Consider the following 13,194-nt stretch of genomic DNA (forward strand, 5'->3'; position numbering starts at 1 on the left):
TCGGTCTGGCTCATCATATAGTATAGGAGCTATTTGAGATTAATTCAAATCTACCGACATCGCATTGCCGTTACCATCGTTTATGCTCATTGTTGTGATTGACAATGGGGAGTTACCCTCCAACGTAAGCGTGGCAGAAAGCAGATTGACAAAATTTTTGAACGATTCAAATTGGCGGTAGAATACCATAGCATTCTTAGCCTTGCTAGATGAAGATGCCTCCGTTGTTTCCTGATTGAATGCCAATGTAATCACATTGTCGCTATCAATCGTCACATCATAATAATACTCTCCATCAAACTTGCTGGTCTTGAATGCAAATGCGAGTTTGTTTTCTACCGAACTCCAACTGAACTGAATGTACTGCAATGTTCCATAATTGGCCGTCCGACAATCGCTCTGCATCTGTTCAAACAAAGCCACATACTCTCCTTCCAACGAATTACGGTCTACTCGCCAGTTATTCCCGTCAACAAGGAAATAGGTAGCAACCGTACCGGAAGAGATATTTGCATTTTGATCAACATCCGTGCATTCAAGGATTCCTGCTTCATTCAATTTGAAATTCTGAATGGAGAATTTATTGTTGTCACCCGTAAAAGGCGATGAGAAATGTACCCCATTATCCAATGAAATCACATAGGAAAGTGTTGTCGGGAAAGCATCTTCATCGGCATCGGCAGGGACAATATTCAACACTCCGCTTCCCATGCCCGATACCCGATAAGATTCACCAGCGGCCGTAAGGAACAACGCCTTGGATTTCGACGGGAAAATTGCATTCTTTATGGCAGAATAAGCCGTATAATAATCTTCCCATTTTTCCACAGTCTTGGTTTCACCATTCACTGTATAGGTAGCTCCCATCGGGAATTTGATCATCTTCATATCAATAGAGTGTTTCTTCCCTCTCAAATTAAAAGAACCGTCCTCATTTCGACCCATAATCTGAAATTCATAGTCTCCCATATGACCCATACCGTCTTGCTGAGGGTCAGAGAAGCAATGAAGCAGTTCATTATAAGTGTTGAAAGTCAACACCGGCCCCATATCGGCGATCAGGTCAAAAGTACTTGCTTTCTCCGTATAGCCCGAAGAGCTTGAAACGCTATTGTTCGCAGCCATATTCACCGCAGTATTTTTACTAAACTTCATCAACAGCGGATAAGCCTGCTCGCTTTCATTCGCAAAATATTGAAGCACCCAGCCATTTTCTTCGGCACACATGGCCTGCTCATAATCATTGAGCGTTTTCTCGGTACGCACGGCCGACGAATCTTCCCAAATATCCTCCTCGGTCTTATAACAAGAGTTCAAGCCCAACAGGAAGGAAAACGCTAATATAAATACAAGTGATTTTTTCATTTTTCGTAAAATTCAAGTTAGTGAATCAATTCTGTACATCAGTACCGGTTGGGATATCATAAACCTGTTTTCTAAGTTCCTCCAACACTTCAATGCTATAAGAATTCTGGCGGCTTTGAACCTCGGCACGTAATGCTTCCAAATCAAGTTGCCAGGCATCACGCAACCAAGTGCGGGCAATGTCAAGTTTCTGTTCAATCAAAGCCCTGCCATCGATTTGGTCATTCCCAGCATCGCCATAAATAGCACCTCCCAGACCGTTGTCTTCCCAAGGTTCAGATGCGGTCTCCAACAAAGAGGTCCACTCGGCATCCGTCATGGTAATATAATTGGAAATAACCTCGGCGAAGTCCTCGCGAGGCTGACTGCTCGCATACGGAGTAACAAAGCCCAACGAGGCAGTCACACGGGAATCACGAGATTGCCAACCCAACGCATCATAATAGCCAACCGACAATTGGTCAAACTCTTTCGGATAAGTCTTTGTCTGGTGGAGAATATGTGTAAACTCATGGTGCATCGTATGGAAATAATATTCATTCAATGACGCAAAACTGTTTACATTCATTCCATTCACATTGAAAAGCGACACTTTTAATCCACCTTCAGCCAAACCCAAAGTTACAGTCAAGTTGGCAGCATTCACCTGAGGAGATCCAATCAGATGAATGATACGTGGAGTCGTCTTTTTCATAAAGTTGGGATCGGACGTCGCAACTTTATCATATACATCAAACCATAAATATTTTGTCAGCACAGCCAAATCGACGGCCTTTGAATAGTCGGCCGGTATCAGATTATAATCCATATCCGTACCCACATCCTGCAACTTGTAGCGGAACTGAATATTATAGGGTTTACGGAATGCCTCTTCCAAATAAACGTCAAGCTGATAGGTCGGTGACGTTGGATCAAGGGCACTCTCACTGGTATCAAAAATACTTTCACTATCCAGTTTATCTTCACAAGAAACCAGTGACCAAGCACAACCGCAAGCAATCACTGCTCCAAATATATACTTATTCAATTTCATATCTTTATCCTGTTTTTAATGGTTATTGCATGGTTCCATCCACTACGACAGGACGGAATTGGCTCTCATCAACACTTTTAGTAGTACGCGGAGTCGGTTCAAGGCCCGAAGAGATAGACTCGATAGGCACTTGGAATGCACGGCGAGGATCGAATGTCGTCAAGGTTTCCACTCTGTCGGTTCCAATCTTGTGGGTAATCTCTATACCATAACGCTTTATATCGAACCAACGCATACCGGTCATTACAGTCTCGATACGGCGGAAATGAAGCACACACCACAAATAGGGCAATTTATCTTCTGTCACAGTGTATTTTGCGACCGGGCATACCTCGTCGATATGCAAATCCTGCAAAATGTACGGACGCGGGTCACTCGACCCTGTCGTAGCATTATCCTTGATATAAAAGCCTCTTGTGGGATCGGCTATTAGGTCAGCGGTCAGGTCGGGCATTTCAGAAGTAGTTGTTGAGTGTGACTTGTTCCAATAATTCAAATCTTCAACAGCTCCCGCAATATTGCCTAGATAGACACGGGCTTCGGCTCGCATCAACAGAGTTTCCTCTCCCGAAAACTCGGCACGAATTGCCTTCGGGTAGCCAATTTGAGCAACTTTATCGGTATACTCAATCTGCATCGCCTGCCAAGACGGCCACAAGCCATACTGCTGTTGGCCATTCACATATAAACGGGATACGATTGACGGAATATAGTTATTCCACGTGGGGCCTGAGCCATAGAGGGTTGAAGTAGCCGCATCACGATTTAAGGCATAACGCGATCCTCCACTTGTCGGGCTCACACAGATTGTATAGAACAAGTAAGAATCGGTTGCCAGTAACTGGAAATTACTACTTGACAGCGAAGAAAAATATCCTTGCGCATCAGCCGTGGTACTGGTATAATTGGTACGCCAGTATTCCGAACGAAGCATCTGCGACGGATTCGATCCCAACGCAGCCGTTGCATACTGTTCTACCTTTTCATAATCGCGCTTATAGAGATAGAACCGTGCGGCAAATGCATTGGTTGCAGTTTTCGTAAAGTGATACTTCGGAACTTCATAATACTGGTCATTGATATATTGCATACCTTCCACCAAGTCAGCTTCAATCTTATCATACACAGCCTTAACCGATTCGCGCTGATAGTTGACATGAACCACTTTTTCGGGAACAGTCACATAAGGAACACCCATATCACTGGCACTCGCTTCACCACGATACTGAGGAGCAAACAGATTGACCAACAGGAAATGATAATAAGCCCGCATGACCAATGCCTCTCCATAAGCAGCATTCAGACGAGCCTGATCCTCTGCATTGAAAGTTCTGCCTTCTGCCTTGAACTCTGACACCTTTTCCAAAACGTGATTGGCAGCAGCAATCGCATAATAACAGCCCGACCATACAGCTGTCGGCGAATCCTGCGCACTGCTCATATTGGCATCTTCCCAGGCAAAATACTGATCATCAATAGGATCGTGAGCAGTCAGATTGGGATAATTGATGCCCCTTGCATCGGGGGCGTGATTATCAACAATATTATCAGAGCTCAGTTCGCACATTGGCCCATAATTCGCTGTAAGATAACCGCCAGCCAGAATCAGTTGAAGCTGAGACGGATTATTGGGGTCAATACGGTTATCGGGCAACTTGTCCAAAAAATCGTTACATGAGGTCAACGACAACATTGCAGCGGCACCGATATATAAAAATCTATTTAGTTTCATTTTTTCAATCCATTAATGTTGTGACAAACTTTTTACAAGCTAAATCTCAAAGTGAATGTAAACTGTCTCGGAGTCGGAACTGCTACACCACCGGTGTTGAAGAATTCAGGGTCCTGGCCATTCAACTTCTTATCGGCATAAAGCAGACAAATGTTCGTAGCCTGTACTTTCAAAGAAGCAGATGAGATTCTGATTTTTTCCAAGAAACTCTTCGGAATATCATACGTCAACGAAACCTCTTTCAAGCGAATGAAACCGCCATCGGCAATACGCTCGGTCGAATAGTTGTAAGCGCTATATGCCCGGTTCAAATAAGGGATTGTTTCGTTCTGACGTGTACTGGCAATAACCGGGATAGTGGTATAGGCTTCATCACCGGCCATGGTCCAACGATTCTTGAACTCACGAGGAAGAGCCTGCATATCGTCATATTGGTTCGAGAAAATCGGGTCAAGACGGAGCTTGTTACCGAAAGAGTAAGTCATAAACACATTCAAGCGGAAGTTTTTCCAAGACAACGTATTCCCGAAACCACCGGTAATCGTAGGATCGGTAGGCCCTTCATATACCAAATAGGGATTGTCATACTCCTGGAAGTTGATATCGGTAAGCGTAACCTCTCCCTTTTCATTAATCACCTGAGGAAGACCCTCATCATTCAAACCAGCGAACTGATATGAGAACAACGAACGGACAGGATAACCTTCCATCGCATAACCAGAACCATTAACAAGAGCGATAGACTGGGTACGATTATTCAATTCTGTAATTTCCGTCCGCATCTTCGCAAAGGTCAAGTCTGTAGTCCACTCAAAATCTTTGTTCGCAATGTTGGTAGTTGAAATCGTAAGCTCTGCTCCATTGGCCTTCATAGAAGCCACATTGGCATATTTTGCCGATTCACCGCCCACACCTTGCGTATAGGTAAGACCAATCAAATCGTAGTTGTTTCGGAAATAAATATCGGCACTTGCATTGATGCGGTTATTTAAGAAACCGAGATCAAGACCGAAGTTGAACTCGTGTTTCTTTTCGTATGTAAGTTCCGAGTTACCCAAGTTTGCCAAGGCAAGCACAATTTCCTGATCTGTTGATGTCGGACGCCAAACTGTACCCGGAGAGTAAATCGGAGTTGCATTAGATACGCTGGCAGGACCGGCATCGGCAGTCAAAGAATAAGATACACGGGCCGTAGCGTGTGACAATATTTTCGGATCGACTTTTTCCTTGAAGAATCCTTCTTCATGTGCATTCCAAGCTCCCGAAATGTTCCATGTAGGCAACCACCGGGCAGAACGGGCCATACCCAATTTGTTCGTACCTTCGTAGCGGATTGTTCCGTTGAGAACGTAACGTCCTTTATAAGAATAGGTAGCATTAGCAAATGATGCGAAACTGCGACGATAAGTCGGAGCAATACCATAATAGGTGTGACCTTCTTCTACTTGTTGCTTAAACAGTTTGTAATCAAGATAAGGCACTCCACCATTGTCGTAGACGAATCCCCAGCCTTCCCAAGAGATCTGTTTACGATCGGTTGCACTTACTTCCAAACCGGCCAAAAGATTGAAGATGTGGGTATTGTCCCAAACCTTATTAAAAGTAGCCGTTCCACGGAAATCATATTGTGACACGGTATAAGTATCATTATAATAGATACCACCTTGTGGCAGAATCGTTTCAGGCAATGCATTGGGATCGTCCGGATTGGTATAAAGGAACGGGTTGATATCACGAATAGTAGCATCTTCGGGATCAATACCGGCACGATAGGCCATCGCTTGGTTCGAACGATCCTTTACATAATGCTGCTGAACAGAACTTTGATAACGGTATGCACCCAGTGCATTGAATTCCAATTCTTTAATCGGCCGCCAATTCAACTCGGCCTGAAATTTCAAATCGGTCACATCAATGTCGATATAGTTATTATCCAACTCGTGGAAGATATTGAAATCGGCAAAGTTGCGGGTATAATACTCATCGGGATCAAGCGCGCGCGATGCATTGATGGCATAACTGTAAGGGTTAATATCAAAGTCTCGTTTCACTTCACCACTTACGGCATCGACATTCTGGCTCAATGTTCCCGGAGCTTTCTGCTGACGATAAGAGTCAGAGGTCAAGACCGTAAAGCGCAATGTCTCAGAAAGGTTATACGATGCATTGGCGTTGAATGTATAACGACGGACATTACTCGACGCTGTCCACCCCGGGTCGTTCATCACAGACACAGAAGTATAGAAATTACCTTTATTTGTACCACCGGCAATACTAACCGAATGGTTTTGCATAAGAGCACTACTGAACAACTGGTCAAACCAATCGGTATTACGGAATTCAGCTTCACGAAGATACGCATTCATGGCCGACTGGGTATGAGCCAAACCAAACTTTCCATTTGTCTCATCATATGTATTAATCAGCTGATACATCTTACCATAAATACCCGATGTAGAGGCCTTGGCTATTGAAGCGAACTCCAACCAACCTTTTTCTTCCATTTCCTTATAAATACCCATTTGCTCTTGCGAGTTACTGATGTTAAACTCGTTATAATTGGGTTTCATACGAGTGGTAAATTCACCTGTATAGCTTATTCGGGTAGAACCGGCTTTACCTTTCTTGGTCGTCACAACAATCACACCGGCCATAGCCCGTGCTCCATATATAGATGTTGCTGAACCATCTTTCAAAATCTGAAAACTCTCAATATCATCGGCATTCAAACCTGCAATGGCCGAAGAGATCAATGTTACGGCATCTCCCGACGACAAATCATCGGCATTTATCTCAACAGCATCTTCCATTACCACACCGTCGACAACCCAAAGAGGTTTAGACGCACCCATAATAGAAGTGGCACCACGCACACGAATCTTGGGTGCGGTACCAAAGGTTCCCGATACGTTCTGCACCGAAACACCGGCCGAACGGCCTTCCAGCGAACGGCTTATATCGGCCACACCATCAAGTTTGGCTGTCTCGGCACTAATTTGGGTGGTTGCACCGGTAAACAGACGTTTGTCCATTTTACCCATACCGGTTACAACAACTTCTTGAAGCACTTGTGAATTCGGCTCAAGCACAATATTCATTTCCGAAGTAGAGACCTTCACATCTTTAGTATTCATTCCTATGTAGGAAACCAGCAGATGCGAATCGGCAGATGGGACATTCATTGTAAAACGGCCATCCAAATCAGTAGCCGTACCTACCGAAGTTTTTCCCTTCAACAACACTGTTGCTCCAATGATTGGCAACCCATCTTCGGCTGACACAACGACGCCTGTTACTTTCACCTGTGCAAATACAGGTAACGCAAGCAAAGCTATCGTCCATAAAATAACAATTTTCTTAAGTCTCATAAATTCAAAACTCAATTATGTATATACTATAAATAATCTTCTATTACGATTTTTGCCTTTTTCTTATCAAAAAAACAATAAGCGACAAACACTAAAATCGCCAGTACACCTTAAAATATTAATACACCTATACAACTCTAACTCAAATACACATCTTCTTTTAACTACATTACACAATAAACACTAAAATTATTAATTACTGTCTTTACACTTACATGATTTTTTCAAATCTTACAAATCCTCTTCTTGGGGGACAGACTTAATCTCCTCTTCCGAGGGAATCAAATCTGTTTCAACCAAAACATTCAGCACGCAAAGATAGCAAAAAAAAGACAATACAAAATTCAATTTGAAAGAAAATTGGCCTCACAGCCTTTCTTTTTGACAAAACGGACGAGTCCCATATTGAAAAATGATAAATATACATTTTTTCACAGCACAACTAACTTATTAAGGAACAATAGCATAGGGTATTTCTCCCTTATTCCTATTCACAGAGGACGGTAGGCACCACAGAATCTGTTAATAAACAATAAATCGGGCTTAAATACGGTTGCTTTATCACCAAATCAAGCCAATCTTATAAAAAATTTAACTCAAAATATTTATTATATTAACAATTTACACATTATATAATTTGCCAACGATACTCTTCAAACAACCGTAAAAAAGAAGCTATCAATAGATAAAATTTTCTCATTAGTATAAATCGGCGAAAAAAAAGCACGGTTCATGCCTGTATACGCATTCTCTTTTGTATTTTTGTCTAAAATTTTGAGTTGTGAATCTTATCATCGATCAAGGAAACTCGGTAACCAAAATGGCACTTTTTCAGGCCGGACAATTACAAAATGTCGGTTACTATCCTCAATGGGACTCTGCTACCATGGCCCGATTTCTCGATGAGCACCCCATCAACGCGGCTATCTTCTCGACGGTCACCACACCCGACGACGAGGCCTTGATGCTCTTAAAACAACGCGTACCGGTATTTGTGCAGTTTGACCACTCGTCGCACATACCTATCCAGATCGGCTACGCTACCCCTCATACGCTGGGGCTCGACCGCATTGCCGCCGTAGTGGGTGCCTTGATGCAACAGCCGGGAGTGCCGGTATTGATTGTCGATGCGGGCACGTGCGTCACCTACGACCTGCTTACGGCCGACGGGACCTTTGTAGGCGGAAATATTGCACCCGGCATCAGGCTTCGCCTGCTCGCCATGCATGAACACACGGGCAAATTGCCGCACATCAGCGACGAAGGCGAAATTCCCGAGATTGGATTCAGCACCGAAACAGCCATGCGGGCAGGGGCCATACTTGGTGTAGCCTATGAAATAGAGGGTTATATTGCCCGATTGCGTGAAACTTACCCCGAGCTTTTCGTTTTTTTAACAGGGGGCGATGCCTTAAAATTGGCTGCAAAAATAAAAAGTCGCATCTTTGTGGACGAAAACTTGGTACTAACCGGTTTAAACAGAATATTACAGGAAAATGCTAAAATATAAGATTCTCTTAATAGCCTTGTCGATAGGAGCCGTTGCGTGGGCTCAGAACGGCACCAGTTCGCCTTACTCCCGCTTTGGATACGGTATCCTCGGCGACAATGCCATCGGCGCTCAACGGGCCATGGGCGGTGTAGGTTATGCCCTTCACAACAACCGGCAAATCAATATGATGAACCCGGCCTCCTACACGAGTATGGACTCGCTCACCTTCCTCTTCGACTTGGGTCTCACATACCAAGCTACCACGACCCGCGAAGGTAATTTGAAGGAGACGGCCCAGAGCGGTTCATTAGACTACATCGTCATGCAGTTCCCGCTGGGACGGCACATGGCCGGTAGTATAGGCTTGCTCCCCTACTCCAACGTGGGATACTCGTTTGTCAACTCCATCAGCAACGGATCGGACAGCCGGTCGGGCGAGGGGAACATATCACAGGCTTACGTAGGGGTGAGCGGCAAACTTTTCAAGGGCTTCTCGATTGGTACCAACATCAGCTATCTATTCGGGAACTTGACCAATGCCAATACGGTGATTCCGGTAGACAGGAGCAGCGGCATATTCGAGACCGACCTGAAAGTGCGGGATTTTCACCTGTCGTTCGGTGCCCAGTACGCCATTGAATGGGGCAAGAAGCACATGCTTACAATCGGCGCCGTGTACTCGCCCGGGAAAGCCTTGTTAGGAAAGGCCTACACCAGTAACTACGACGTGGGATCGAGTACGGTCATCGATGCCGACACCTTGAATATGAAAAGCCACTACTCCCTGGCTTCGACCTATGGAGGTGGTATCAGCTATAACTACGACAAACGGCTGACCGTAGCGGCCGATGTCACCTACCAAAACTGGGCCGATGCCAAATTCACCAACCTCAACGCCGGTCAATTGCAGACCTCGACGGGACAATTCAACAACCGGTTGAAAGTGGCCCTGGGTGCCGAATTCCGGCCCAAAAGCATGGGTGGCAACTACTTGCAGCGCATCAACTACCGAGCCGGTCTCTTCTACAACCGCTCATATCTGAAAATCAACGGCAATGACTTGAACGAGATAGGCGCCACTTGTGGTTTCGGCTTTCCTCTCGCCACCGACAAATCGGTGGTCAATGTAGCTTTTGAATACATCAACCGCCAGTGCTCCCCTCAGAAACTTATTACCGAAGATCATTTCAGAATCTCGATTAGCCTCACGTTCAACGAGATGTGGTTCTGGCAACGCAAATTCGAATAAATTTCAGGCACTTCGGGAAAAGGTGTATTATCTCTTCTGACATAAGTCTATCCTCTTGTTCTCTTCCTGCTCTTGGAGAACGAGAGGATTTATTTTAAATGACATTCTCACCCAAAGAAGAGAGATTGGCTGAAAGAATATTTTTTATTACCTTTACCCTCCAAATAGACGACTGAATCTTCGCATCGATGAAAATTGACAAAGTCAAAATACTCGACTACGCACGCAAGCATTTCTCCTGGGGGAAGGCCGTACTCGTCGTCTTTGTGATTTTCATCATCTTCATTGACGAAAACAGCTGTATCCAACGCATACGCTACGATGCCGAAATCAATGACCTGCGCCAGCAGATTGCCGCACAGAACGATACGACCGACTACTACAACCGGCAAATCGAACGGCTGAAAACCGACAAGAACGTGGTCGAACAAATTGCCCGCGAACAGTATTATATGAGTAAGCCCAACGAAGATATCTACATCGTCGAACCGAAAAAACAAACTCCCTAAATATTACCGACATGAAACAGCACACGCGCGACATGCTCTTTATGGTTTCCTCCATCGCTGTCATCATCGGGGCGGCTCTGCCTCTGTTCATGATCAAACTGCCGTGGGTACCCTATCTCTACGCCTGCGGGGCCGCCGGTATGGCCATCTGCCGCCTCACCTTCCGGTACAAGGGCAAGAACTTCCGGCTCAAACGACTGTTTCACATCGAGACTTTCTCGTCGCTCTTTCTGGTAGCCTCGTCCTATTTCATGTTCCGCGACGACCCCGACTGGGTGATGCTGCTCACCGTGGGAGCTGCCCTGCAACTCTACACCGCCATTCTCATTCCCCGCGTAGCCAAGAAAGAGGGGAAAGAGTGACCATACCGTAACGACCGACAATACCACGCCACAGCCGGCCCCCAACCCTACGCCGCCCTCCGGGAACCGGGCGAGTCTCTCTGCACCCGAGAATCACCCCGCCCCGATACAGCTCGGGTAGCCTTCCTCATTGCGTCCCTCAACAGCCTGTCGTCCTCTCCCTGCCACCCCGTCGCTCTGGCCCGTACCCGGGATAAGAAGCTCTTTATCGGATAAAAAATCACTTCATTCACATTTTCAGAGAAAAAAATTTGTTTATCTACGAAATTTTCGTAGATTTGCGAAACAATCGTAATTAAGACATGGAGAAACTAACCCATCAAGAAGAAGAGGTGATGCTCGTCATCTGGGAAAAGGGACGGGGCATCGTAAAAGACTTTGTCGAGAAACTGCCCGAACCGCGGCCGCCCTATACCACAGTAGCCTCGGTCGTGAAGAATCTGGAACGCAAAGGCTATCTGTCGAGCGAGAAGATAGGCAACACCTACCTCTACACCCCCCGCATCAGTCAGCACGAATACAAAGGCAAATTCCTGTCGGGTATCGTCAAGAGCTATTTTTCCGACTCCTACAAGGAGATGGTCACCTTCTTCGCCCACGAGAAGAAACTCTCGGAAGAGGACCTGCGACAAATCATCGCCATGATTGAACAAGAGAACAAGTAAATATCCGCAAACCCTCCCGTCATGAACTTTCTGCTTTACCTGCTGCAAGTACACATTGCGCTCTCGTTGCTCTTCATAGTCTACAAGGCGCTCTCGACCCGCAACACCCACTTTACGGCCAGGCGGATCCTGTTGCTGGGTATCCTGCTGTTCGCCCTCGTCTACCCGCTATTCCGCCTTCCCGGAGGAGTGTCCGATGCACTACCCGCCGAACTGCAAATCACCCTTCCCGAACTACAAGTCAAGCCCGACGGTTCGGGCGACCGTCCGCTATCGCCCTACCAATTCATAGCCGGAGTGTATGGCGGCGTAGCTTTGCTGCTGGGATTGCGACTGGCAGTTCGACTCCTCTCCATCGTCGGGTTACGAAGGCATAACCCCTTGCGATGCTTGGGCTCCTGTCGTGTGGTCGTCTGCCCCGAGGGGACGCAACCCTGCTCGTTCTTCAACTGGATATTCCTGCCGGCCTCGGCTCTCGACAATCCTACCGGCTGGACAACCATCGTGAACCACGAACAGGCTCACGTCAGGCAGATGCATTCGATAGATATCCTGCTGGGCGAGAGCGTTGCCGCACTCTGTTGGATAAACCCGCTGGCCTGGCTTCTGTTGAAAGAGTTGAGGCTCAACCTCGAATACCTGGCCGACCGGGCCGCGCTGACCGATGAAACGGAAAAGCGCCCCTACCAATACCGGTTGCTCGAACTGGCGGGGGCCGACCGGACCCCTCGCTCGACCCTGCCGTTTAACCACGCGTTTCTGAAAGAGCGCATTGCCATGATCAACTGCCGACGTTCGTCCCGGTGGTCTCTGTTCCGCTATTTGCTGGCTCTGCCGCTGTTCGGTCTGCTCGTTGTCGGGAGCCAGAGCTGCCAACAATCGCCTGCCCCTGAGATCGCAAACGCTCAATCAATGCCGCCTGCAACAACCGAAGTTCTACCCCGAACGGGCACCGTTCACGAGACGTCCGAGCCCGACCCCATATACGAAGTTGCCGAGGTGATGCCCGAGTTTCCCGGCGGCACGCAAGCCCTCTTCAAGTTTATCAGCGAAAATCTCAAGTATCCCCAAAACGCTATCGACGGTCAAATCGAGGGGCGTGTGGTTGTGCAATTCGTGGTTGACAAAGCGGGGAAAGTGGGCAATATTCAAGTTGTGCGCAGCATCGACAAGATGCTCGACCAGGCGGCCATCGACGTAGTGCGTGCCCTCCCCGACTGGAAACCGGGCATGCAGGACGGCCAACCGGTCAACGTGCGCTACACCCTGCCTGTCAGCTTCAAGCTGTCATAAGCCTACGGTACAAAAACGATTCATCATTCACAAGCAGATAATCTTATCTGCAAAAAGAGCGAACAAAACTACTTACGACTGAACGAAGCACCCCCGATTGCCGAAAGGTAACCGGGGGTTCCAATC

At 46.6% G+C, this 13,194-nt stretch carries 10 protein-coding genes; 6 read left to right on the forward strand and 4 right to left on the reverse strand.

What is annotated here, in order from left to right; all coding sequences use genetic code 11:
* Positions 1-39 precede the first annotated feature (39 nt).
* The 4 genes from BARVI_RS04825 to BARVI_RS04840 are packed head-to-tail and all read right to left on the reverse strand — an operon-like array spanning position 40 to position 7,498.
* Entirely contained in the window at positions 40-1,365 is a 1,326-nt protein-coding gene (locus BARVI_RS04825) for a DUF4302 domain-containing protein (protein WP_084546996.1), read from the reverse strand.
* Positions 1,366-1,390: 25 nt separating this feature from the next.
* Positions 1,391-2,398: a zinc-binding metallopeptidase gene (locus tag BARVI_RS04830; RefSeq protein WP_025278146.1), complete on the reverse strand. Its 1,008-nt coding sequence runs from the start codon at positions 2,396-2,398 to the stop codon at positions 1,391-1,393.
* 22 nt (positions 2,399-2,420) lie between these two features.
* Positions 2,421-4,130, reverse strand: coding sequence for a RagB/SusD family nutrient uptake outer membrane protein (locus tag BARVI_RS04835; protein WP_025278147.1), 1,710 nt, complete (start codon positions 4,128-4,130; stop codon positions 2,421-2,423).
* 32 nt (positions 4,131-4,162) lie between these two features.
* Entirely contained in the window at positions 4,163-7,498 is a 3,336-nt protein-coding gene (locus BARVI_RS04840) for a SusC/RagA family TonB-linked outer membrane protein (RefSeq protein ID WP_025278148.1), read from the reverse strand.
* A 781-nt stretch (positions 7,499-8,279) separates the two neighbouring features.
* On the opposite strand from BARVI_RS04840, the gene BARVI_RS04845 reads away from it, so the two are divergent.
* The 6 genes from BARVI_RS04845 to BARVI_RS04870 all read left to right on the forward strand — a co-directional run bounded on the left by BARVI_RS04845 (position 8,280) and on the right by BARVI_RS04870 (position 13,068).
* The gene (locus BARVI_RS04845) at positions 8,280-9,008 is read left to right on the forward strand and encodes a type III pantothenate kinase (protein WP_025278149.1); all 729 of its coding nucleotides are present in this window, start codon (positions 8,280-8,282) and stop codon (positions 9,006-9,008) included.
* On the forward strand, positions 8,995-10,239 hold the full coding sequence (locus BARVI_RS04850) for a hypothetical protein (protein ID WP_025278150.1): 1,245 nt from the start codon (positions 8,995-8,997) through the stop codon (positions 10,237-10,239). Before BARVI_RS04845 ends, BARVI_RS04850 begins: the two co-directional genes overlap by 14 nt.
* A 188-nt stretch (positions 10,240-10,427) precedes the next feature.
* Complete coding sequence (locus BARVI_RS04855; RefSeq protein ID WP_025278151.1) at positions 10,428-10,748, forward strand: FtsB family cell division protein; 321 nt, start codon at positions 10,428-10,430, stop codon at positions 10,746-10,748.
* An 11-nt stretch (positions 10,749-10,759) separates the two neighbouring features.
* A complete protein-coding gene (locus BARVI_RS04860) occupies positions 10,760-11,110 on the forward strand; it encodes a hypothetical protein (RefSeq protein WP_025278152.1) in 351 nt (116 codons plus the stop codon).
* 302 nt (positions 11,111-11,412) lie between these two features.
* Positions 11,413-11,775 carry a BlaI/MecI/CopY family transcriptional regulator gene (locus BARVI_RS04865; protein WP_025278153.1) on the forward strand — a complete coding sequence of 121 codons (363 nt, stop codon included), beginning with the start codon at positions 11,413-11,415 and terminating at the stop codon, positions 11,773-11,775.
* A gap of 21 nt (positions 11,776-11,796) precedes the next feature.
* Entirely contained in the window at positions 11,797-13,068 is a 1,272-nt protein-coding gene (locus BARVI_RS04870) for a M56 family metallopeptidase (RefSeq protein ID WP_025278154.1), read from the forward strand.
* The last annotated feature ends 126 nt before the right edge of the window (positions 13,069-13,194 follow it).

This window comes from Barnesiella viscericola DSM 18177 (assembly GCF_000512915.1).
In the GTDB taxonomy this organism is placed as follows: Bacteria; Bacteroidota; Bacteroidia; order Bacteroidales; family Barnesiellaceae; genus Barnesiella; species Barnesiella viscericola.

Excerpts from the sequence above, each read along its gene's own strand:
- BARVI_RS04870 (WP_025278154.1), top strand. The coding sequence starts at position 11,797 with ATGAACTTTCTGCTTTACCTGCTGCAAGTACACATTGCGCTCTCGTTG.
- BARVI_RS04835 (WP_025278147.1), bottom strand. The coding sequence starts at position 4,130 with ATGAAACTAAATAGATTTTTATATATCGGTGCCGCTGCAATGTTGTCG.
- BARVI_RS04840 (WP_025278148.1), bottom strand. The coding sequence starts at position 7,498 with ATGAGACTTAAGAAAATTGTTATTTTATGGACGATAGCTTTGCTTGCG.
- BARVI_RS04865 (WP_025278153.1), top strand. The coding sequence starts at position 11,413 with ATGGAGAAACTAACCCATCAAGAAGAAGAGGTGATGCTCGTCATCTGG.
- BARVI_RS04855 (WP_025278151.1), top strand. The coding sequence starts at position 10,428 with ATGAAAATTGACAAAGTCAAAATACTCGACTACGCACGCAAGCATTTC.
- BARVI_RS04830 (WP_025278146.1), bottom strand. The coding sequence starts at position 2,398 with ATGAAATTGAATAAGTATATATTTGGAGCAGTGATTGCTTGCGGTTGT.
- BARVI_RS04850 (WP_025278150.1), top strand. The coding sequence starts at position 8,995 with ATGCTAAAATATAAGATTCTCTTAATAGCCTTGTCGATAGGAGCCGTT.
- BARVI_RS04860 (WP_025278152.1), top strand. The coding sequence starts at position 10,760 with ATGAAACAGCACACGCGCGACATGCTCTTTATGGTTTCCTCCATCGCT.
- BARVI_RS04825 (WP_084546996.1), bottom strand. The coding sequence starts at position 1,365 with ATGAAAAAATCACTTGTATTTATATTAGCGTTTTCCTTCCTGTTGGGC.